The following is a 20894-nucleotide window of genomic DNA, read 5'->3' on the forward strand; positions in this document are numbered from 1 at the left end:
GACGCAGACTGGTGCGGTGACGCCATCGACCGAAGAACTGCGCAAACTGCTCGCTCCGGTCCGTTACGTCCTGTGGGACCTGGACGGGCCGATCTGCCGGCTGTTCGCGGGCCATCCGGCGAACGGGGTGGCACGGGACCTCGTCAAGGAGCTCGAACGGCTCGGGCTCGACGGCCTCCTCAGCGAGGAGGAACGCTCCGACCCCGATCCCCAGGCCGTGTTGCTCCTGGTCGACCGGCGGCACACCGACAGCGCTCCGATCGCCCGGCTGGAGCGCTGGCTCACCGAGCAGGAGCTCACCGCCGTCCCCAGGGCGCTGCCCACCCCGTACGCCGACCCGCTCATCCGCACGTGGTCGGCCCTGGGCGCCCGGTTCGCCATCACCACGAACAACTCCGCGCGCGCCGCGGCCGCCTACATAGAGAGCCGGCAGCTCACGGGCTGCTTCCCCCACATCTACGGCCGCACCGAGAACCTCGCCCGGATGAAACCCGACCCGCACTGCCTGTCCCTGGCCCTGGAGTCCCTGGACGCGCACCCCTCGCAGGCACTGATGCTGGGCGACGCCGGGACGGACTACCAGGCCGCACAGGAACTGGGCGTCCCGTTCCTCGGCTACGCCCGCAACCAGCGCAAGCTGGACCTGCTGGTCGCCGCGGGGGTGGACCGCTCGCACATCGTCCACTCGCTGGACGAGGTGCTGGTCGCGTTGAGGTCCACGTCCTGAGGAGCGCGCCCCGGTGCGGTCCTGAGGGCTTCGCGCTCAGCCCCGGCCGGCCGGCGTGGGGCGACCGGTCCCGTCGGTCCGCCTCGGTTACCTCATTGAGACCAGCGATCAGCGGTCTCGAGTCGTGTGGGCACCGGGGCGGCGCTAGGCTGCGCAGGAGTTTCCAGAGCTTCGCACTTTGATCCAGGAGCGCCGGTGCCTTCGCAGCCGGTTTCCCCCCCTTCCCCCGGGAGGGTCCCCGCGCACGATCCTTACGGGGAGTTCGTGCGGCGGGCGCAGTCGGACGGCGTGATGTACGACGGCCGTCACAACCGGAACTTCGTCCTGCCCCTCACCGAGCCGATGGCCCGGTTGGTGCGGCGTGCGGCCGGTACCCCGGCGATAGTGCGGGTGCGGGCCCTGAACGTGCTGCCCGTGGTGATCCGGACCTGGCAGGAGCCCGACGTGCTCGGGGCCATCGGCGGCGTGCTGCCCCGGGTTCCCGAGTGCCTCGCCCGGCGGAACGGTTCCGCTGTCCACAGCTATGTGGAGGGCGTCCCGCTGTCCGGCCTCCACGGCGACGGCACACCCGTCGCCCGCCCCCTGATCGCCTCCCTGATGCGGACGGTCGCCCGCATGGCGCAGGTCCGGCGGGAGAGCCTGCCGCCCCTGCCGGCCGCACGGCCCGGCGGTGACACGGGCAGCCGCGGTTTCCTGCGCGCTCTGGCCCAGCTGGCGGACCGGCAGATCCGGCAGCCCAACTGGGCCGAGTTCGGCGGGCTGTTCGAGGCGCTCGGAGTGCCCGCCGACGCGCTGACGAGACTGGCCGAGCGGGTCCCCGCCCTGGCGCGGCGGCCGTACACCCTGCTCCACACCGACCTGCACCGTGACAACCTCATCGTGTCCGCGGACGGCCGGTCCGTCGCCGCCGTCGACTGGGAGCTGGCCACCTACGGCGACCCGCTGCACGAGCTCGCCACGCACCTGGTCCGGATGCGCTACCCCGCCACGCAGTGGGACGAGGTGCGCGACGCCTGGGCCGAGGCCATGGACGAGGTACGGCCCTCGGCGGTCAACGGCCTGACCAGGGACCTGCGTCACTACGTCGCCTTCGAGCGGGCCCAGTCGCTCTACGCGGACGTGATGCGGGCCGCCCGGTCGCTGGACGACCGGCTCGACGAGCGGAGCCTGACCCTGGCCACGGCCGCCGTGCACCGGGCACTGGAGGCCGCCGCCGCGCCGCTGGGCCTCGCCCGGGTGCCGTCGGAGACGGAGATAGAGCGGGTGCTGCTGCGCAGGCGGGACTCCCGGCACCGCGGTCCCAGCTGCTTCCGCCCCGTCCCCGCGCTCGCCTGGACCCCCGACAAGCGGGTCCCGGAGCAGCCCGACTTCCCGCACTCCGCCGTGCGCGACGCCCTGATCGCCGAGGGCACGACCCCGGCCGGCCGGGTCTTCAAGGGCACCGCCCATCTCAACTCCGTGGTCCGCGTGCCGCACATCGACGTCCCCGTGGTGGTGCGGCGCAGGATCGCCTCGTTCTGCCGCCGGGAGCCGAGCCACCTCAGCGAGCACGCGGTGCTGCGCGCCATCGCCCGCTCCGCCGTGGACGTGACGGCCCCCAGGGTGCTGGCGCTGGGTACGAGCCACGGCGGGGACGCCTTCGCGATCCACACCTACGCCGGACCGCTGCACAGCGACCGGCCCCCCAGCCACCCGGTGAACGGCCTGCTGCCGCACGAGGCCGACGGGCTCGTCTACCAGCTCGGGCAACTGACCCGGGTCGACCACGCAGGGCTCGACCCGCTCACCGGGCCGTGGGACTTCCACACCTGGCTCAGCCAGCAGCTGGTCGCCCTGGTGCGCGGGCTGCCCCGGGAGTCGCAGCAGGTCGCGAAGGCGCTGGGGCTGCCGGACGCCGACCGGCTGAGCGAGATCCTCGCCCGGCACCGCGTCACCCCGCGCCGGCACGCCCTGCTGCACGGGGACCTCAACCCCTGGAACCTGGTGCGCCACTCCCAGCGCGACCACCTGGCCCTGACCATCATCGACTGGGAGATGGCGATGGTCGGCGATCCGCTGTACGACCTGGTGCGGCACATCCACCTCACGCCGACCCGGCCGGAGATCAGGGAGCGCATGGTCCGGCAGTGGGAGAACACGCTGCCCGCCGAGTACACCAGGGACTGGCGGAAGGACTGGCCGGTCTACCGCTGGGTCGAGATCGTCCGCTCCGCCTACGTCGACCTCGACCGCCTGGTCACCGGCTCCGGCCTGGACGCGCCCAACGTGCGCCGGGCCGTCGACTCCTACGCCATGACCCTCGCCGCCGCCACCGCCTCCCTCGGGCTCCCGGCCCGCGCCTCCGCGAACCCGTACCTCGCCCGCACCCTCGCCTGACCGCCGTCCCGTCCGGCGGACCTGCGTAGGCTCCCCCCATGACCGAGCCCGGCCTGCGTGAGCGCAAGAAGCAGCGGATGTACGAGACCGTGTCGGACATCGCCGTCCGGCTCTTTCTCGAAAAGGGGTTCGACGCGGTGTCGGTCGCGGAGGTGGCGGCCGCGGCCGAGATCTCCAAGCCGACGCTGTTCCGGTACTTCCCCGCGAAGGAGGATCTGGTGCTGTACCGGATCGCCGACCACGAGGGGGAGGCCGCGCGGGTGGTGGCGGAGTCAGGGGAGCCGCCCGTTGCCGCGCTGCGGCGGCACTTCCTGGCCGGGCTCGAGCGGTGCGACCCCGTGACCGGGCTCAACGACCACCCCGAGGTGCTGGCCTTCCACGCGCTGCTCTACGGGACGCCCTCCCTGGTCGCCCGGGCGCACACCCACCAGGAGCGGTCCGAGGCCGCGCTCGCCGAGGTGCTCGGGGGTGATCTGGACGCGCGGCTCGCGGCCGGGCAGATCATGGCGGTGCTGCGGGTGCTCGCCCTGGAGAACTGGCGGCGGATCGCGGCCGGGGAGCGGGTGGCGGACGTCCGGCCCGACGCGGTGGCGGCGGCGGAGAGGGCCTTCGGCCGGCTGGCGGCCGGGCTGGGACCGGACCTCCCCGGCGGCGGCACTCCGTAGCGATCCTCGGTAATAAATTTAACTAGGTCACGTTTTTCGGTACGCTCGGTGGATGACGTCCACCGAGCCCGCCCTCCGGCACGTCCTCGACCAGGAACGCGCCCACCACGAACGCTGCCGTGCCGCCCTCGCCGCGATGGTCGAGGGCGCCGGTGAACAGGTCGTCGTCGGCGAGGACGTCTCCGCGTCCGGTGCCGACGCCGAGGTCCTCGGGTACCGGCTGCGCAGCCGGGCCAAGGCGCTGCGGGAACTGCCCGAGGGGCCCCTGTTCTTCGGTGCCCTGCGCGGGCAGGAGGGCGAACTGCACATCGGGCGGCTGCGGATCTCCGAGCACCCGGCCGAACCGCCCCTCGTCGTCGACTGGCGCGCCCCCGTCTCACGAGCCTTCTACCAGGCCTCCGCCCGGGACCCGCAGGGCGTCGCCGTACGCCGCCGGTTCGGGTGGGCGCCCGGCAGCCGGGGCGACTCCGCCGACCTCACCGGCCTGGAGGACGAGCACCTGGGGGAGGGTGAGAGCCGGGCCAGCGAGATCGTCGCCCGGGAGATGGAGCGGCCCCGGGTCGGGCCCATGCGGGACATCGCCGCGACCATCCAGCCCGAGCAGGACGACCTGGTGCGCGGCGACCTGGCGCTGTCGGTGTGCGTGCAGGGCGCGCCCGGCACCGGCAAGACCGCCGTGGGCCTGCACCGGGCCGCCTATCTGCTGTACACCCACCCGCAGCGCATCCGGCGCGGCGGTCTGCTGATCCTCGGGCCCAACCGCACCTTCCTGTCGTACATCGCGGAGGTCCTGCCGGCCCTCGGCGAGACCGGCGTGCGGCAGTCGACGCTCGCCGAGGAGATCGCCCAATGGCCGGTGCGCGCCGCCGACGAGGTGGCCGCGGCCGTGGTCAAGCACGACGCCCGGATGGCCCGGGTGCTGCGGCGGGCGCTGTACGCGCGCGTGCGGGCCGGGGGAGCCGGCTCGCTCGCCGTGCCGGACGGGTCGTACCGGTGGCGGGTGCCGGAGGCGGAACTGGAACGGATCGTGTCGGGCGTGCGGGCGGAGGAACCGCCGTACGGGGTCGGCCGGGAGCGGGTGCGGGCGCGCATCGTGCGGTGCCTGCGCGAACAGGCCGAGCGGCGCGCCGGGCCGCCCCCGAACGCCTGGGTGCGCCGCGTCGAGCGGTCCCGGCCCGTCTCCGCGTACCTCGACGCCGTCTGGCCCCGGGTGCGCCCCGAGGAGGTCGTGGCCGGACTGCTCGGTGACGCGGCGGCGCTGGCGGCGGCCGCCGACGGGCTCCTCGACGCCGGGGAGCAGCGGGCGCTGCTGTGGCCGAGGCCGCCCCGGTCATGGAGGTCGGCCCGCTGGTCGGCCGCCGACCTGGTGCTGCTCGACGAGGTGGCCGGGCTGATCGAGCACCCGGAGGGGTACGGGCACGTCGTCGTGGACGAGGCGCAGGACCTGTCGCCGATGGAGTGCCGGGCCATCGCCCGCCGGGCCCCGTTCGGTTCGCTGACGGTGCTCGGCGACCTCGCGCAGGGGACGACGCCGTGGGCGGCGCGCTCCTGGCCCGAGCTCCTCGCCCACCTGGGGAAACCGGACGCGGCCGTGGTCGCCCTCACCACCGGCTTCCGGGTGCCGCGGGCCGTGGTCGGACTCGCCAACCGGCTGCTCCGGCGGCTGGACGTGCGGGTGCCCGAGGCCCGGTCGCTGCGCGCGGACGGGGAGCTGCGCATCCGGGAGACGACCCCCGACGCGGTGCCCGCGGTGGTCGTGGCCGCCGTACGGGAGGCGCTGGGACGGGAGGGCTCGGTCGGGATCGTCGCGGCCGACGCGGACGTGCCCCGGGTGCGGGCGGCCCTGGACGCGGCCGGTATCGCGGCGGCGGGCCCGGAGGAACCGGGCGCGCGGGTCTCCCTGGTGCCGGCGAGCGTGGTCAAGGGCCTGGAGTACGACCATGTCGTGGCCGTGGAACCGGCGGCCGTCGCGGAGGCGGAGGAACGCGGGCTGCACCGGCTGTACGTGGTGCTGACGCGGGCGGTGACACGGCTGGACGTGGTGTGCGGAAGGCCGATGCCCTTCTGACCGGCGGCGGTGGACCGCCGGGCGGCGTGCGGAGCAGCGGCGGACCCGGCCGCGGCACACACGGGCGGACGCCGGGCCTCAGCCGGCCGGGCGGGAGGCCTGCGCGAACGGGCCCTTCCCGCTGAAGACCCGCTCCGCGAAGCGTTCGCCGATGCGCTGGTGGGTGGTGGCGTCGGGGTGGACGCGGTCCGGCAGCGGGAGTTCGGCCGCGTCGCCCGCGCCGTAGAGGTCGAGGCCGTCGAGGTAGTGCAGGTGGGGGTCTTCGGCCGCGCGCTGCCGTACGACGCGGGCCATCTCCTCGCGGACGACACCCAGCGTCAGCTTCCCGGTGGGGACCTCCGCCGGGTCGCCCATGGCGGCGAACAGCAGCCGGCCCTCGCCGACCGCGCTCAGGTCCGGGGCCGTCGGTCCGGGCGTGTCCTCGTGGATCGCGCAGTGGATGGGGGAGACGAGCAGCAGCGGGGTGTCGGGGTGCCCCTCGCGGATCGTGTCGAGGAAGCCGTGCAGGGCCGGGCCGAGGGCGCGCCGCCGCATCACGTCCTGGTTGACGAGGTTGATGCCCATCTTGACGCTGATCAGGTCGGCCGGGGTGTCCCGCATGGCCCGCGCGGTGAACGGGTCGAGCATCGCGCTGCCGCCCAGCCCCAGGTTGATCAGCTCCACCCCGCCGAGCAGCGCGGCGACCGCGGGCCACACCCCCGTCGGGCTCGCCGCGTCGGTGCCGTGGCTGATCGAACTGCCGTGGTGCAGCCACACCTTGCGGCCCCGGTCCGGGGCGGGTGCGACGGGCGCGTCGGTGCGCAGCGCGACGAGCTCGGTGGTCTCGTTGTGCGGGAGCCAGATCTCGACGTCCTTCTCCCGCGCGGGCAGACCGGTGAAGCGGACGGTGCCGACCGGGCCCTCGGTCACCGTGCTGTCCCATGTGGTCATGTCGATCGTCAGGACGTTGCCGCCGGTCCCCGGGGCCCGGCCGGCCGGGCGGCCGTCGACGCGCAGGTCGTACAGGCCGTCCGGGCGGGGCGGGAAACCGGTGTAGTCGCGTTTGGTGCGCAGGACGTCCAGTTCGACGGCGGTCGCGGCGGTGCGCAGAGCCAGCCGTACGCCGGAGGGCTGCGCCTCGGCCATGGCCAGCTGCGCGTCGGTGTTCTGGGCGCGGGCCCGGGCCGGCAGCCGGTGCGGGAGCAGCCCGTGCTCGGTGCGCTCCACGTCGAGGGCGCCGCGCAGCAGGTCCGCGGTGAGGGGCGTGGTGATCCAGTCGGGCTCGGTGTGCATGGTTCAGCCTCGGGGGTCCGTAGGAGGGGCGGGCCAGTTGCGCAGCAGCGTGTCGAGGGCGTCGAGGATCCGGGCCCAGGTGACGTCCGTGTCGGGGGCGCTGTGGCTGAACCCGCCGCCCAGCTCCAGGCTGACGTAGCCGTGGAAGACGCTGCCCAGCAGCCGGACGGCATGGGTCTGGTCGGGTTCCGTCAGGTCGTAGCCGCGCAGCAGGGCCCGGGTCATGTGGGCGTGCCGGACGCCGGCGCTCGCGGCCGCGGTCTCGGGGTCGAGCCGCAGCTGGGCGGCCGCGTAGCGGCCGGGGTGTTCCCTCGCGTAGTCGCGGTAGACGTTCGCGAGGGCGGCCAGCGCGTCCTTGCCGGCCCGTCCGGCCAGGGCCTCGGCGGCGCGGTCGGCGAGTTCCGAGAGCGCGAGCAGGGCGATCCGGGTCTTCAGGTCCTGCGAGTTCCTCACGTGCGAGTACAGGCTCGCGACCTTGACGTCGAACCGCCGGGCCAGGGCCGAGACGGTGACCTGGTCGAAGCCCACCTCGTCGGCGAGTTCCGCCCCGGCCAGGGTCAGTCGCTCCGGGGTCAGTCCCACGCGTGCCATGCGGCGCTCCCTTCTTACCGAAAGAGAGTGTGCCCCTGCCTAATAGTTTTAGGCAAATCTTTTTCTCCATTAGGCGCCCTGAGGGGGCTTCCCCGCCGCCGCTCGCAGCCTCCTTCCCCGTCGGGTCGGACCCCATGGCTTCAGCACGGAGATCGTGGTCATGAAGACGTAGGCGGACAGCGAGACGACCGGCCCGAAGAGCACGTCCCCGGCATCGGGCAGCGGCCCGCCCGCGGCGACGGCGGTGACGGCCCCGGTCACGCCGGGGCGCAGGGCGAAGGCCGTGGCGGCGGTCGTGGCGAGGGTCAGCCAGAACTTCGTGACGACCCACCGGTGCCGTGCCAGCCCCCACGGTGTGCCCAGCGCCAGCACCAGCCCGCTGAGGAGGGTGAGGAACGCGACGGGCAGCAGCAGCCAGTCGGCGAAGAGCTTCATGGCCCGCACGGCGGCCTCCACGCTCACGGCGGAACCGGTCGTGGCGGCGGTGGTGCCGAGCGCGAGCAGCCCGAGCGTGAGTCCGAGCCAGCCCGCCGAGGCGGTGACGTGCACGACGAGCACGGCCCGCCGCGCGGACCGGCCGAGCCGGGGCATCGAGGTGGTGGTGTTCACCCCGACCACGCTGCCGGGCGGTGGCGCCGCAGGCGTCTTACGGAGGGAGTAAGCCGGAGTACTGGCGTGGGCGTACGGCCGCGGTGTCAGTGGTGCCCGCTAGCGTCGGATCATGGCCGAGCCCTCGCACCTCAGCGCGATCCGGGAGTCCTACGACACCGTCGCCGCCGCATACGCCCGGCGCGTCGGTGGACCGGCCGGGCTCGATCCGGTGTCCCGCGCGATGCTGACCGCCTTCGCCGAACTCGTGCGCCCTCTCGGCCCGGTCGCCGACCTGGGCTGCGGCCCCGGCAAGGTGACGGCTCACCTGGCCGCCCTCGGCGTGCCGGTGTTCGGCGTCGACCTCTCGCCGCGGATGGTCGACCTGGCCCGGGCGGCCCACCCGGAGCTCCGTTTCCGCGTCGGCTCGATGTCCGCCCTGGACATCGGCGGCGGCGAACTCGGCGGCATCCTCGCGTACTACGCCACCCACCACACCCCGCCGGGTCACCTCCCGGCGGTGTTCGCCGAGTTCCACCGCGTCCTCGCGCCCGGCGGTCTGCTGATGCTCGCCGGTCACGTCGGTGACGGCGAGCGCCTGAGCCCGACCCGTGCCTACGGCGACCACCCGGTCTCCTACGAGTGGTTCCTGCTTCCCCCGGACCGCATCGCCGCACTGCTGGAGCAGGCCGGACTGGCCGTCACGACGCGCATGGTGCAGGAACCGGAGGGCGGTTCGGTGAGGCGGTCGGCCACGTTCCTGGCGTACAAGGCCGGTGACTAGCCTGGGCGGTGCGACGGGCTCACCCTCGGCTTCCAGCGGGCCGACGGCCACCGCCCACCGAGCTGGCCCGACCCGGCCGTCCCCCGGCAACTGCACGGATCCCGCGGGGCATCCCTTCTGCATCGTCGGGGTACCGGCGGACGGGGCGGTGTGACGTCCGGGGGCGGACCCCGGGCCCGGCCGGCCGGGTGGCGTGGCGCACTTTTGCAAGCGGGTGCTTGCAATAGTTAGCGCAGTGCTGCACTGTGGAGTCATGGCATCGCTCAACGTCGGCAATCTCGGTGACTACCTGCGCGAGCAGCGGCGCAACGCGCAGCTGTCGCTGCGGCAGCTCGCCGACGCCGCCGGGGTGTCCAATCCGTACCTGAGCCAGATCGAGCGCGGCCTGCGCAAGCCGAGCGCGGAGGTGCTGCAGCAGGTCGCCAAGGCCCTGCGGATCTCCGCCGAGACGCTGTACGTGCGCGCCGGGATCCTCGACGCCGAGCGGGACCGGGACGAGGTCGAGACCCGTGCGGTCATCCTCGCCGACCCCACGCTGCACGAGCGGCAGAAGCAGGTGCTGTTGCAGATCTACGAGTCGTTCCGCAAGGAGAACGGGTTCGGGAGCGGCGACGGCGCGGAGGCCGCGGAAGCGGTGGACGGCGCGATGGCCGCGCCCGCGGACGGGAACGGGGACGGACGCGCTCCGGACGCCGGCCTCGGGATACGCCGGGTCCGCGAGGCCGACGGCGACCGGCTCGCGGAGTTCCCCGTCGAGCGCAACGACGGCGACGGATCCGGCGACGGCGCCGGTCCGGCCCCCGCCGCACCGGCCCGCCGCACCCGCAGGACCGGCGGCGGTACGTCCGCCGCCCGCCGCACCCGCGAGGGCGCCGGCGGAAGCGACACCGATCCGCAGCAGACGGCCGGCTGAGCCGGACCAGGGCACCGGCCGCCGCCGCGGATCACACGAACCCTCAGCCGAACCCTCAGACAGAATCCGGGAGGACCATCACCATGGCCATCACCGACGACCTGCGCAAGACCTTCAGCGACCCGACCCCGCTCTACTTCGCGGCGGGCACCGCCGACCTCGCCCTTCAGCAGGCCAAGAAGGTGCCGGCCCTGGTCGAGCAGCTGCGGTCCGAGGCACCCGCCCGCATCGACGCCGTGCGCAACACCGACACCAAGGCCGTTCAGGAGAAGGCCTCCGCGCGCGCCAAGGAGGCGTCCGCCCGCGTCAAGGAGACGCAGGAGACCCTGCAGAACAAGGTCAACGAGTTCATCGGCTCCTTCGACGTCAAGAAGATCGGCAGCACGATCGACGCCGACCTGAAGAAGTTCGGCGAGAGCGCCCAGGACCTCGCGCTGCGCGGCGTGGGCGTGGCCGCCGAGTACGCCGTCAAGGCCCGGGAGACCTACGAGAAGGTCGCCGAGCACGGCCAGCAGGCCGTCCGCACCTGGCGCGGCGAGGCCGCCGACGGCATCGAGGACGTCGCCGGGAGCGTCGAGGAGCTGGCCATCGCGGTCGAGCCGAAGCCCGAGCCGGTCGAGGTCAGGGAGGAGCCGGCGAAGCCGGCCGAGGTCATCGCCTCCGAGGCCAAGGCCGCCGCGGCGAAGAAGGCCCCCGCCACCAAGAAGGCCCCGGCGCGCAAGACCACCACCGCCAGGAAGACGACGCCCCCGGCCAAGTGACCGGAGGCCGTGCGGGCCGGGCACCCTGGGGGTGTCCGGCCCGTTCTACGGGTACGGTGACCGCGTAGGGACGAGCCGAGTCAGGTGGTGGACGCAGTGCTGATGCAGGGCTTCCAAGGGTTCATGTCACTTGTGACCATGGCCCTGATCGTTTTCAGCGGCTTCGCTTTGCTGGACGCCGCCGTGCGCCGGGAGGACGCCTACCGCGCGGCCGACAAGAAGACCAAGCCCTTTTGGCTGATCATCCTCGGGCTCGCGTTCGTCGTGAACCTGCTCTTCCCGATCCTGTCGTTCCTGCCGATCATCGGCCTCATCGCGACGATCGTGTACATGGTCGACGTGCGGCCGGCGATCCGGGCGCTCCCGGGCGGGGGCCGCAGCAACCGCGGCTCCAGCAGCGACGGCCCGTACGGCCCGTACAACGGCGGCCGGTAGAGCCGTCTCCGTAGTCCGGCGCCCCCGGACCGGACCCTGACCTGCTCGGGACCCTGACCTGCTTGGACCCGGACCGCTCGGGACCCTGACCTGCTTGGACCCGGACCGCTCGGGACCTGGACCTGCTCGGATCCGGACCTGCTCGGGATCCGGACCGCTCGGGACCCGGCCCCGCTCCGGACCGGCTACGGCACCCGGTCCAGCAGCAGGACGGCCACGTCGTCCGTCAGCTCGCCCCCGTTGAGGTCGCGGACCTCGTTCACCGCCGCGCGCAGCAGCTGCTCGCCCCGCAGTCCCTCGGCGAACTGGCGGCGGACCATCTCGGTCATGCCCTCCTGCCCGAGCCGCTCCCGGCCCTCGCCGACGCGGCCCTCGATCAGACCGTCGGTGTAGAGCATCAGGCTCCACTCGGCGCCCAGCTCCACCTGCATCCGCGGCCAGCGGGCCCCCGGCAGCAGCCCGAGGGCCGGGCCGTTGTTGTCGTAGGGCAGCAGCCGGGCCGGCCGGCCGGGGCTGGCCAGCAGCGGGGAGGGGTGGCCGGCCAGGCACAGGCCGGCGCGACGGCCGTCCGGCGCTATGTCCACCGTGCACAGGGTCGCGAAGATCTCGTCGTCGGCCCGTTCGTGTTCCAGCACCTGCTGCAGCGTGCCCAGCAGCTGGTCGCCGCACAGGCCCGCCAGCGTCAGCGCGCGCCACGCGATCCGCAGCTCCACCCCGAGCGCGGCCTCGTCCGGGCCGTGGCCGCAGACGTCGCCGATCATGGCGTGCACGGTGCCGTCCGGCGTGCGGACGACGTCGTAGAAGTCGCCGCCGAGCAGCGCGCGCGAGCGGCCCGGGCGGTAGCGGGCGGCGAAGCGCAGCGAGGAGCCCTCCAGCAGGGGGGTCGGCAGCAGGCCGCGCTCCAGGCGGCGGTTCTCCTGCGCGCGCAGCTTGCCCTCGGCGAGCCGGCGCTCGGCCGACTCGGAGCGCTTGCGCTCCACCGCGTAGCGGATCGCGCGACTCAGCAGCCGGCCGTCGAGCTCGTCGCGGAAGAGGTAGTCCTGGGCGCCGACGCGCACCGCCTCCGCGCCGCGCTCGGCGTCGCCCGACGCGGTCAGCGCCAGGACGGCGTGCCGGGGCGCGAGCTCCAGCACGTGCTTGAGCACGGCGAGCTCGTCGTCGGAGTCGCTGCGGCCCGGCGCGGACAGCGCGAGGTCCAGCAGGATGCAGTGGACGTCGTCGGTCAGCAGCCGCTCGGCCTCGGTGAGGTTGCGGGCCGTGCGGACGCGGATCGGCTTGCCGGCCTGGTCGAGCATGTCCGGCACGATCGGCGACCCCGCCGGGTCGTCCTCGATGAGCAGCAGCGTCAGGTTGGTGTGGGCGGTGTGGTTCTCCACCTTGTCCGTGGTGTTTCCGGCGGTGTCCGGGGTGCGCGGGGCCTGCGCCGAGGCGTCCGTCACGGAGTCCTCGGCGGAGCCGCCGCATGCGGACGCGGCCTGCGCCTGACCACTCTCCACGGCCGGGATGGCTCTCTGCCGCGGTATGGGTACGGGCATTGTCTTGGGTTCCTTCCCTCCCCCCGAGGGCATGGCGGGGGCGAGGGACCTCGACCCACCGACCGGGACCATAGCGGGTGCCGGCGCCGCATTGGAATGGTGTGAGCCACGCCGCTGTGCCATCGGCCAGTGTCATATGCCGCGATATGCCCCGCAGTTGGACAGGTCCGGGATGCTGCGGGGATGACGAACGTCACGTCCACGCGGTGGTGCGGCGGGGGTTCGGCGTGGATTCGGTCACGTGGCGCAGGTCACCACGGGTGTCCGCTGTCCGATATCCGGTGTCCGGTGGGGGATTCGGCAAGTGGTCCGGAGGGTGTCCGGGGGTCGGCCGGGCCGCTGCCGCCCGGTGTCCGCGGGGTGGTGGCGACTCAGTCGGTGTCCGGCCGCACCACTCCGAGGATGGGCATGGATCCCGCCCCGGCGACGGTCACCGTCCGCCCGGGCCGCGGGGCGTGCACCATCGCCCCGTCGCCGATGTACATCGCGACATGGCTGGCGTCGTCGAAGTAGATGATGAGGTCGCCGGGCCGCATGTCCTGCACGTCGATGTGCCGGAGCTGCTTCCACTGCTCCTGGGAGGTGCGCGGTATGCCGCGCCCGGCGGAGATCCAGGCCTGTGAGGTCAGGCCCGAGCAGTCGTAGCTCTCCGGGCCCTCGGCGCCCCACTGGTAAGGCTTGCCGATCTGGGCCGTGGCGTACTGGACGGCTTTCCTGCCCTGCTCGGAGGCCTTGCCGTCGATCTCGGCGAGGATGCCGGAGTCCAGCCAGGCGGTCTGCGCCTCGTCGGCGGCCTCCTTCTCCAGCGCGGCGAGGCGTTCCTGCTCCTCCTCGCGCAGTTCGGACTCCAGCTTCTCGGCCTGCGCGATCTGCTTCTCGATCTTCTTCTGCGCGGCTGCCTTGGCCTTGCGGCCCGCCTCCAGCTTCTTCAGCTGTGCGGCGGCGTCCTGGGCGTACTGCTCCAAGTCCTCCTGTGTACGGGTCAGTTCGCCGATCAGGCCCTTGGTCGCGTGGTGGCCCTGGCGGACGCGGCCCGCGCCGTCGAGGAACTCCTGCGGGTCGTCGCTGAGCATCAGACGGGCCTCGGGCGGGAGTCCGCCGCCGCGGTACTGGGCGGCGGCCGCGGCGCCCGCACGGTCCTTGAGCTGCTCCAGCCGCTCCTTGCCCTTGACGATCTTCTGGGCCAGCTCGACGAGTTGGGCGGACTGCTGCTCGGCCTTCTCCTCGGCGGCGTTGTACGCGTCGGTGGCGCGGGCGGCCGCGCGGTAGAGCTTGTCGAGCTTCTTCCGGACGGCTTCGAGGTCCTTGGCGGGGCTGAGCGGCGCGGTCGCGCCGGGCATGGGCTCGGGGTCGGGACGGGGGCCCGCGAACGCCGTGCCCGGAGCCGCCAGCACTGTGACCGCGCAGACCACGGCCACGGCCGTCGCGATCAGGCCACGCTTGCCCGTTCCCATACGTCGTCCCCCCACTGATTAACCGTCAGTAACATGCGGCTCGCCTGGGGATGCTGCCATGCCGGCCCGCAAAACGACAGAGGGAGTACTTCCCGCCACTCCCGCACCGGTATGCCCCCATCCGACGATCTCCCCTGCTGTGTGACGAAGGACTCACCGCGATCGTTCCCCGGCGCGCCGGAGACCCGCTGCCGGTCCATCCCGCACCCGGACGGTGGCCCCCGGGGGCGTCCTCATCGCCGGGGCGCCAACGCCTCCCACCGCACCGTCACTTCGCCCTGCCGCCATCGCGCCGGCCCGTCCGTCACCGGCCAGTCGGCCGTCAGGTCGCGCACCGCCCGGATCCAGCGCTGGCGCGCGCCGTAGGAGGCGTAGGGCGCGGCGGCCGCCCAGGCGCGGTCGAAGTCGCGCAGGAAGGCGTGCACGGGTTCGCCCGGGACGTTGCGGTGGATGAGGGCCTTGGGCAGGCGTTCCGCCAGGTCGGAGGGGCGTCCCAGGGAGCCGAGCCGGGTGGCGAAGGTGACCGTGCGCGGTCCCTCCGGGCCGAGCGCGACCCACACGTGCCGGCGTCCGATCTCGTCGCAGGTCCCCTCGATCAGCAGGCCGCCGCGCGAGCCGGTCGCGGGATCGGCCGGGGCGAGCCGCCCGCACAGCCGCTCCCACACGGCCGCGACCTCGTGCTCCTCGTACTGCCGCAGCACGTTCGCGGCGCGGACGAGCGGCGGCCGCTGCGGGATCGGGATCTCGAAGCCGCCGTGCCGGAAGGTCAGCCCCGCGCGCTCGTAGGGCAGCGCCGCCGCGACCCGGGCCGGTTCGATCTCGATTCCCACGACACGCGCGCGTGGCGCCACCGTACGGAGTCGCTGGAGCAGCTCGACGGCCGTCCAGGGGGCGGCGCCGTACCCGAGGTCCACGGCCACCGGGTCGCCGGCCCGGCGCAGTTCCGCGCCGTGCGTGGCGGCGATCCAGCGGTCCATGCGGCGCAGCCGGTTCGGGTTGGTCGTGCCGCGCGTCACCGTTCCCATGGGACGGGTGGCTGCGCGGGCTGTCATGCCTACGAGGGTATGCGGCCCGCGGCCCGTGCCGGGGGCTGCCCTGCCTCGCCGGGTGCGGGCGGCGGTGCGGTGCGGGCGGCGCGCTGGAGGGGCGGTGCTGCAGGGGTGGGCGGATGTGCGAGGTGGGCGGCGGGCGGCGGTGGGGTGCGGCGGGCTGCCCGTCCTGCCCGTGACCGTAAAGGCGTCGAACGGTTGAGCGATAGGCGGTAATGATTCGGTAAAACTCGCGAACCGGGAAATGGAGCGACTTGCTCCGGTGTTGGACCACGTCGGAGGGCATCGTGCGCCCTGCGAAAGGCATGCCCCGGAGCGAGGAGGAACGCCACGTGAGCCAGTACATCGGCAGGCTCGGGCGGCGCTCGGCGTCCTCACCCGCGCGCCTCCGGTTGCACCGCAGGCCCCGCCGCGTCGCCATGCTCTCCGTGCACACCTCCCCGCTCCACCAGCCGGGCACCGGCGACGCCGGCGGCATGAACGTCTACATCGTGGAGCTCGCACAGCGCCTCGCCGCGATCAACATCGAGGTGGAGATCTTCACGCGGGCCACCGCCGCCGCCCTGCCGCCCACCGTCGAACTGGCCCCGGGCGTGCTCGTCCGGCACGTCGACGCCGGACCCTACGAGGGCCTCAACAAGGAGGACCTCCCCGCGCAGCTGTGCGCCTTCACGCACGGCGTGATGCAGGCCTGGGCCGGCCACCGCCCCGGCCACTACGACCTGGTCCACTCCCACTACTGGCTCTCCGGCCACGTCGGCTGGCTGGCCGCCCAGCGCTGGGGCGTCCCCCTGGTGCACGCCATGCACACCATGGCCAAGGTCAAGAACGCCAACCTGGCCGACGGCGACACCCCCGAGCCCGCCGCCCGCGTCATCGGCGAGACCCAGATCGTCGACGCCGCCGACCGCCTCATCGCCAACACCACCGAAGAGGCCGACGAACTCGTCCGGCACTACGCCGCCGACCCCGGCAAGGTCGCCGTGGTCCACCCCGGCGTGAACCTCCGCCGCTTCTCACCCGCCGACGGCCGCGCCGCCGCCCGGGCCCGCCTCGGCCTGCCCCAGGACGCCCTCATCCCGCTCTTCGCGGGCCGCATCCAGCCCCTCAAGGCCCCCGACGTGCTGCTGCGGGCGGTGGCCGTCCTCCTCGACGAGCGCCCCGAGCTGCGCTCGCGCATCCTCGTGCCGGTCGTCGGTGGCCCCAGCGGCAGCGGCCTCGCCAAGCCCGAGGGACTGCAGAAGCTCGCCGCCCGCCTGGGTATCGCGGACGTCGTACGGTTCCGCCCGCCGGTCGGCCAGGAGCAGCTCGCCGACTGGTTCCGCGCCGCCTCCGTGCTGGTCATGCCCTCCTACAGCGAGTCCTTCGGCCTGGTCGCCATAGAAGCCCAGGCCGCCGGCACCCCCGTGCTCGCGGCAGCGGTCGGCGGTCTGCCGGTCGCCGTCCGGGACGGCCACACCGGCTTCCTCGTCCAAGGGCACCGTCCGGCCGACTACGCGCGCGTGCTGGCCGCCTTCGCCGACGACCCGCACCTCGCGCCCCGGCTCGGCGACCAGGCCGCCCGCCACGCCCAGTCCTTCGGCTGGGACACCGCGGCCGCCGCCACCGCGGACGTCTACACGGCCGCGCTGCAGGCACATCGCCGTCACGTACGCTCGCTGCATGGGTGAAACCGAGCTGGAACGGCGCGCGGCACAGGTCATCGAGGGAGCGCTGAAGGACGCCGGCCTGGAGTGGGAGAGTCCCCGGCCCGGCACGTACGTCGCCCAACTCCCGGGCACCGCCAAGCTGAAGACGACGGTGTCCCTGATCGTCGGCCGCCACTCCCTGTCGCTCAACGCCTTCGTCATCCGCCACCCCGACGAGAACGAGCAGGGCGTCCACCGCTGGCTCCTGGAGCGCAACCTCAAGCTGTACGGCGTGAGTTACGCCGTCGACCAGCACGGCGACGTCTACGTCACCGGCCGCCTCGCCCTGCCCGCCGTCACCGCCGACGAGATCGACCGCCTGCTCGGCCAGGTCCTTGAGGCCGCCGACGGCAGCTTCAACACCCTGCTGGAGCTGGGCTTCGCCTCGGCGATCCGCAAGGAGTACGAGTGGCGGGTGTCCCGGGGCGAGTCGACGCGCAACCTGGAGGCGTTCGCCCATCTGACCCAGCGGCCCGAGCGGCCCTAACGCGCCACCCGGTAGCTCCCGGGCGGCACACCCACCAGCTTCCGGAAGTGCCGGGTGAGATGGGACTGGTCGTAGAACCCGGTCGCCACGGCCACGTCACCGGGTGATTGTCCCTCCAGCAGCAGCCGCCGGGCGCGGCCCACGCGCAGGGACGTCAGGTACTGGTGCGGGGCGATGCCGTACGCGGTGCTGAAGGCCCGGACCAGATGGGCGGGGTGGGCCCCCAGGAGCCCGGCCGCCTCCCGCAGCCCGACGCCCTCGACGACCCGCTCGTCCAGCAGCTCGCGCAACCGCCGCGCGAGGACGGGATCGGCGGGCCGGGCCCTGCCGGTCTCCCCCCGCAGATGCTCGCGCAGCCGCTCCCCGACGAACGTCAGTCTGCTCTCGGCCTCCAGTTCCTCACCGGGCCGGGTCAGCGCGCCGTGCACCTGGCCCACGCGCCGCCGCAGCAGCGGATCGCGCAGATCGGGCCGGTCGACGGCGGCCCCGATCAGCTCGTCCCCGAGATACGTCCCGTCGAGGTACAGCACCCGCTTGCGGAAGCCCTCCTCGGTGACGGGCGAGCCGTTGTGCGGCACGTGCGGCGGCAGCAGCGACACGGTGTCGTGCGGCGTGCCGTGCTCGTGCCGGTCGAGGTCGTACCGTACGGCGCCGGTGTCGACGATCAGCAGCGTCCAGGCGTCGTGGACGTGCATCGGATACGCGTACTCGGTGAACCGGGCGTGGAAGACCTCGACGACACCCGGCACGGCGGGCCGCCAGGCGGAGACGATCCGCCGGCGATCCGGGGCGGTGCGGGCGGGCTGCGCGGCCATGCAAAGAACGTACAAGACCCGGCCCGGGCCTGCCGGGCACGCTCGGATCATGAACACGATCACCGCATCCCCGGGGGCGGAGCCGATCCGCTTCGACACGAAGATCGCCGTGCTGCTGCGCGCCGACCTGGAGCCCTGGCAGCGCCTCAACGTCACGTCGTTCCTGGTCAGTGGCTTGGGCACGCAGATCCCCGAGGTGATCGGCGCACCGTACGAGGACGCCGACGGCGTGCCCTACCTGCCGATGTTCCGCCAGCCGGTCCTGGTCTTCGAAGCCACGAAGGAGACCCTCACCACGGCCCACACCCGAGCCCTGTCCCGCTCCCTGCCCCGCTCGCTCTTCACGTCCGACCTCTTCGCGACGGGCAACGACCGCGACAACCGCGCGGCCGTCCGCGCGGTGCCGACGGCGGAACTGGACCTGGTGGGGCTCGCCGTCTACGGCCCGAAGAACGCGGTGGACAAGGTGGTGAAGGGAGCGCGCATGCACCCGTGACGGGGGAGGGGCTGCCGAGCTCGGGCACCCGACGTCCTACGAGGACTCCCTGCGCGACTACATGGGCTCCGCCATGCACCTCGTCGCGCGGGCCCCGGGCGGCCGGAACGGACCCGCGAGCACTGCGGTCTGCGGACGCCCTGCTGAGCGCCCGCGCCCGGGCCCGCACGCACGAGGACGGCGCGGCCGACGCCCGGCAGCTGCGCGGGGAACCGCTGCGGACCGGCGTGGTCGTACGGGACGAGGACGAGCGGCAGCACCGGCGGGCCGTCGGCGGATGACGCCGTAGGGGTCAGGGCGTGCAGGCCGCCGCGATCGACACGCTGTTCTCGTAGAGGTGGTGCCGGGTGATCCGCCCGTCCTCGACGGTGAGCCGCAGGGCGAAGGGCCCCGAGAAGGACTTCCCGGTCGCCCGCACGGTCCCGGCGAGATGCCCCAGCAGCACGGCGTCGGCCCCGTCGACGAGGACGGTGTCGACGGACGCGCGGGCGTCCTCGGGAACGGTGTACCGCGCCAGTTCGTCGGCCTGTGCCGCGCATTCGGCGGCCGTCGACCGGGGCCGGATCCACGGCACGGCGGGGTTCTCGGCGAGCACCCAGTCGACCTCGTCGGCGAACAGCGCGGCGAGCCCCTCGGTGTCACCGGCGAGCCGGAGTTCGAGGAACTTCCGGACGGCGGAGCGGGTGGCTTCCGCGGAGGGCGTGGAGGTGGGGACGGAGGCGGTGGGGCCGGTGGTCGTCGTCATGGGAACAGCCTGGCCGGAGGGGAGGCCGGCCGTCGATTACGTCCGAGGTAACTCACCCCGCCCCGACCTCCGGCTGCGGCCGCAGCGCGGGCCCGGGCTCGGGGCCGGGTTCGGGGCCGGGTTCGGGTTCGGGGCCGGGTTCGGGCTCGCCCGCCACCGCCGCCTTGCCCTCCTGCTCCTCCGGAAGGCGCCGCATCAGCAGGCCGTACCCGACGCCGGCGACCGTCCCGACCAGCGCGCAGGACCCCCACAGCCACTCCGCGCCGAACCGGTCGATGACGAACCCGGAGAGCAGCGGGGCGACGAGCGCGGCGACGGACCAGGACATCGTGTACATGCCCTGGTAGCGGCCGCGCCCGTGGGCCGGGGACAGCTGGACGACCAGACCGGTCTGCGTCGGCGCGTTCACGATCTCGGCGAGCGTCCACACGCACACCGTGAGGGCGATGGCCGCCACCGAGCCCGCGAAGGCGGTCAGGGCGAAGCCGTACCCGGCGAGGACCGACGAGACGACGAGCAGCCTGCGCGGATCGCGGTGCTCGATGAAACGGGTGACCGGGATCTGGAGCACGACGATCAGCACGCCGTTGACGGCGATCGCCATGCCGTACTCGGCCGGGGTGAACCCCGCGGCGCCCATCGCCACCGGCAGCCCCACCGACCCCTGCTGGAAGATCAGCGCGACGAGGAAGGACAGCCCGACGACGCTCATGAAGCGCCCGTCGCGCAGCACGGTCCCGAGCCCGACGGAGCGGTCCGGGCCGCCGGCGGTCTTCACCGGCTCGGCCGGCCTGGACTCCGGCACCCGCAGGAAGACGACGATCGCGCAGACCATGGTCATCCCCGCCTCGATGAGGAAACCGGCGAGATAGCTGACCTCGGCGATGAACCCGGCGGCCATGGAGGAGACGGCGAAGCCGAGGTTGATGGCCCAGTAGTTGAGGGAGAAGGCGCGGATGCGGTCCTCGGGCCGGACGATGTCGGCCATCATCGCCTGCACGGCCGGGCGGGAGGCGTTGCTCGCCATGCCGACGAGGAAGGCGACACCGGCGATCGCGGCCGGGTCGCGCACGAAGCCGAGCAGCGCGACGGAGGCGGCGGTCGCGACCTGCGCGATCAGCAGCGTCGGGCGCCGCCCCAGCCGGTCGGTCATCACGCCGCCGCCCAGGGACGAGACCACGCCGCCGAGCCCGTGCAGGGCGGCGACCAGACCGGCGTACGTCGCGGAGTAGCCGCGGTCGAGGGTCAGGTACAGCGCCATGAACGTCGCGACGAACGCGCCGAGCCGGTTGACGAGCGTGCTGGTCCACAGCCACCAGAACTCCCGGGGCAGACCTGAGACCGTCTCCCGGACGGCACGTCGGGCACGCAGGGCGTACGGCATGGGTCTCCCCCCGGAGGCGACAGGATGGCGGCGGGCCTGGATGTAAGCGGCGCTGGCGGTA

At 73.6% G+C, this 20894-nt stretch carries 21 protein-coding genes and 1 pseudogene; 13 read left to right on the forward strand and 9 right to left on the reverse strand.

The window, feature by feature from the left end; translation table 11 throughout:
• Window positions 1-16: 16 nt before the first annotated feature.
• From ACPXCS_RS30070 to ACPXCS_RS30085, 4 genes are all read left to right on the forward strand, one after another.
• Complete coding sequence (locus tag ACPXCS_RS30070; protein WP_425951005.1) at window positions 17-727, forward strand: HAD family hydrolase; 711 nt, start codon at window positions 17-19, stop codon at window positions 725-727.
• Window positions 728-991: 264 nt separating this feature from the next.
• The gene (locus ACPXCS_RS30075) at window positions 992-3103 is read left to right on the forward strand and encodes a phosphotransferase (RefSeq protein ID WP_425951006.1); all 2112 of its coding nucleotides are present in this window, start codon (window positions 992-994) and stop codon (window positions 3101-3103) included.
• Window positions 3104-3141: 38 nt separating this feature from the next.
• Window positions 3142-3768: a TetR family transcriptional regulator gene (locus ACPXCS_RS30080; RefSeq protein WP_425951007.1), complete on the forward strand. Its 627-nt coding sequence runs from the start codon at window positions 3142-3144 to the stop codon at window positions 3766-3768.
• A gap of 52 nt (window positions 3769-3820) precedes the next feature.
• On the forward strand, window positions 3821-5836 hold the full coding sequence (locus ACPXCS_RS30085; protein ID WP_425951008.1) for a HelD family protein: 2016 nt from the start codon (window positions 3821-3823) through the stop codon (window positions 5834-5836).
• A gap of 78 nt (window positions 5837-5914) precedes the next feature.
• Here the strand turns inward: ACPXCS_RS30085 and ACPXCS_RS30090 are convergent, their stop codons facing one another.
• The 3 genes from ACPXCS_RS30090 to ACPXCS_RS30100 all read right to left on the reverse strand — a co-directional run bounded on the left by ACPXCS_RS30090 (window position 5915) and on the right by ACPXCS_RS30100 (window position 8290).
• Window positions 5915-7108, reverse strand: coding sequence for a GDSL-type esterase/lipase family protein (locus ACPXCS_RS30090; RefSeq protein ID WP_425951009.1), 1194 nt, complete (start codon window positions 7106-7108; stop codon window positions 5915-5917).
• 3 nt (window positions 7109-7111) lie between these two features.
• Window positions 7112-7699: a TetR/AcrR family transcriptional regulator gene (locus ACPXCS_RS30095; RefSeq protein ID WP_425951010.1), complete on the reverse strand. Its 588-nt coding sequence runs from the start codon at window positions 7697-7699 to the stop codon at window positions 7112-7114.
• Between the two features lie 69 nt (window positions 7700-7768).
• Window positions 7769-8290, reverse strand: coding sequence for a DUF2269 domain-containing protein (locus ACPXCS_RS30100; protein ID WP_425951081.1), 522 nt, complete (start codon window positions 8288-8290; stop codon window positions 7769-7771).
• Between the two features lie 130 nt (window positions 8291-8420).
• Between ACPXCS_RS30100 and ACPXCS_RS30105 the strand changes: the two genes are divergently transcribed.
• From ACPXCS_RS30105 to ACPXCS_RS30120, 4 genes are all read left to right on the forward strand, one after another.
• Complete coding sequence (locus tag ACPXCS_RS30105) at window positions 8421-9071, forward strand: class I SAM-dependent methyltransferase (RefSeq protein ID WP_425951011.1); 651 nt, start codon at window positions 8421-8423, stop codon at window positions 9069-9071.
• Window positions 9072-9324: 253 nt separating this feature from the next.
• Window positions 9325-9984 (forward strand): helix-turn-helix domain-containing protein, encoded by a 660-nt coding sequence (locus tag ACPXCS_RS30110; RefSeq protein ID WP_425951012.1) that lies wholly within the window; start codon window positions 9325-9327, stop codon window positions 9982-9984.
• A gap of 83 nt (window positions 9985-10067) precedes the next feature.
• Entirely contained in the window at window positions 10068-10745 is a 678-nt protein-coding gene (locus ACPXCS_RS30115) for a hypothetical protein (protein WP_425951013.1), read from the forward strand.
• Window positions 10746-10847: 102 nt separating this feature from the next.
• Window positions 10848-11180 carry a DUF2516 family protein gene (locus ACPXCS_RS30120; protein WP_425951082.1) on the forward strand — a complete coding sequence of 111 codons (333 nt, stop codon included), beginning with the start codon at window positions 10848-10850 and terminating at the stop codon, window positions 11178-11180.
• Between the two features lie 185 nt (window positions 11181-11365).
• On the opposite strand, the gene ACPXCS_RS30125 is transcribed toward ACPXCS_RS30120, so the two are convergent.
• The 3 genes from ACPXCS_RS30125 to ACPXCS_RS30135 all read right to left on the reverse strand — a co-directional run bounded on the left by ACPXCS_RS30125 (window position 11366) and on the right by ACPXCS_RS30135 (window position 15194).
• On the reverse strand, window positions 11366-12715 hold the full coding sequence (locus ACPXCS_RS30125; RefSeq protein ID WP_425951014.1) for a PP2C family protein-serine/threonine phosphatase: 1350 nt from the start codon (window positions 12713-12715) through the stop codon (window positions 11366-11368).
• A gap of 371 nt (window positions 12716-13086) precedes the next feature.
• Complete coding sequence (locus ACPXCS_RS30130; RefSeq protein ID WP_425951015.1) at window positions 13087-14169, reverse strand: NlpC/P60 family protein; 1083 nt, start codon at window positions 14167-14169, stop codon at window positions 13087-13089.
• A 233-nt stretch (window positions 14170-14402) separates the two neighbouring features.
• Window positions 14403-15194 (reverse strand): class I SAM-dependent methyltransferase, encoded by a 792-nt coding sequence (locus ACPXCS_RS30135; protein ID WP_425951083.1) that lies wholly within the window; start codon window positions 15192-15194, stop codon window positions 14403-14405.
• 356 nt (window positions 15195-15550) lie between these two features.
• Between ACPXCS_RS30135 and mshA the strand changes: the two genes are divergently transcribed.
• A complete protein-coding gene (mshA, locus tag ACPXCS_RS30140; RefSeq protein ID WP_425951016.1) occupies window positions 15551-16888 on the forward strand; it encodes a D-inositol-3-phosphate glycosyltransferase in 1338 nt (445 codons plus the stop codon).
• Window positions 16881-17393, forward strand: coding sequence for a YbjN domain-containing protein (locus ACPXCS_RS30145; protein ID WP_425951017.1), 513 nt, complete (start codon window positions 16881-16883; stop codon window positions 17391-17393). Before mshA ends, ACPXCS_RS30145 begins: the two co-directional genes overlap by 8 nt.
• On the opposite strand, the gene ACPXCS_RS30150 is transcribed toward ACPXCS_RS30145, so the two are convergent.
• Complete coding sequence (locus ACPXCS_RS30150; RefSeq protein ID WP_425951018.1) at window positions 17390-18208, reverse strand: AraC family transcriptional regulator; 819 nt, start codon at window positions 18206-18208, stop codon at window positions 17390-17392. The genes ACPXCS_RS30145 and ACPXCS_RS30150 overlap by 4 nt on opposite strands.
• Window positions 18209-18257: 49 nt before the next feature.
• Between ACPXCS_RS30150 and ACPXCS_RS30155 the strand changes: the two genes are divergently transcribed.
• From ACPXCS_RS30155 to ACPXCS_RS30165, 3 genes and pseudogenes are all read left to right on the forward strand, one after another.
• Window positions 18258-18704, forward strand: a complete 447-nt coding sequence (locus ACPXCS_RS30155; RefSeq protein WP_425951019.1) for a DUF2000 family protein — start codon at window positions 18258-18260, stop codon at window positions 18702-18704.
• A 4-nt stretch (window positions 18705-18708) separates the two neighbouring features.
• Window positions 18709-18816, forward strand: a pseudogene (locus ACPXCS_RS30160) (hydrolase); the annotation flags it as partial.
• A 28-nt stretch (window positions 18817-18844) separates the two neighbouring features.
• On the forward strand, window positions 18845-18985 hold the full coding sequence (locus ACPXCS_RS30165; protein WP_425951084.1) for a CysS/YqeB C-terminal domain-containing protein: 141 nt from the start codon (window positions 18845-18847) through the stop codon (window positions 18983-18985).
• An 11-nt stretch (window positions 18986-18996) separates the two neighbouring features.
• Here the strand turns inward: ACPXCS_RS30165 and ACPXCS_RS30170 are convergent, their stop codons facing one another.
• Window positions 18997-19449, reverse strand: coding sequence for a nuclear transport factor 2 family protein (locus ACPXCS_RS30170; protein WP_425951020.1), 453 nt, complete (start codon window positions 19447-19449; stop codon window positions 18997-18999).
• A gap of 52 nt (window positions 19450-19501) precedes the next feature.
• On the reverse strand, window positions 19502-20833 hold the full coding sequence (locus ACPXCS_RS30175; RefSeq protein ID WP_425951021.1) for an MDR family MFS transporter: 1332 nt from the start codon (window positions 20831-20833) through the stop codon (window positions 19502-19504).
• Window positions 20834-20894: the final 61 nt, after the last annotated feature.

This window comes from Streptomyces sp. DT190 (assembly GCF_049846985.1).
Classification (GTDB): Bacteria; Actinomycetota; Actinomycetes; order Streptomycetales; family Streptomycetaceae; genus Streptomyces.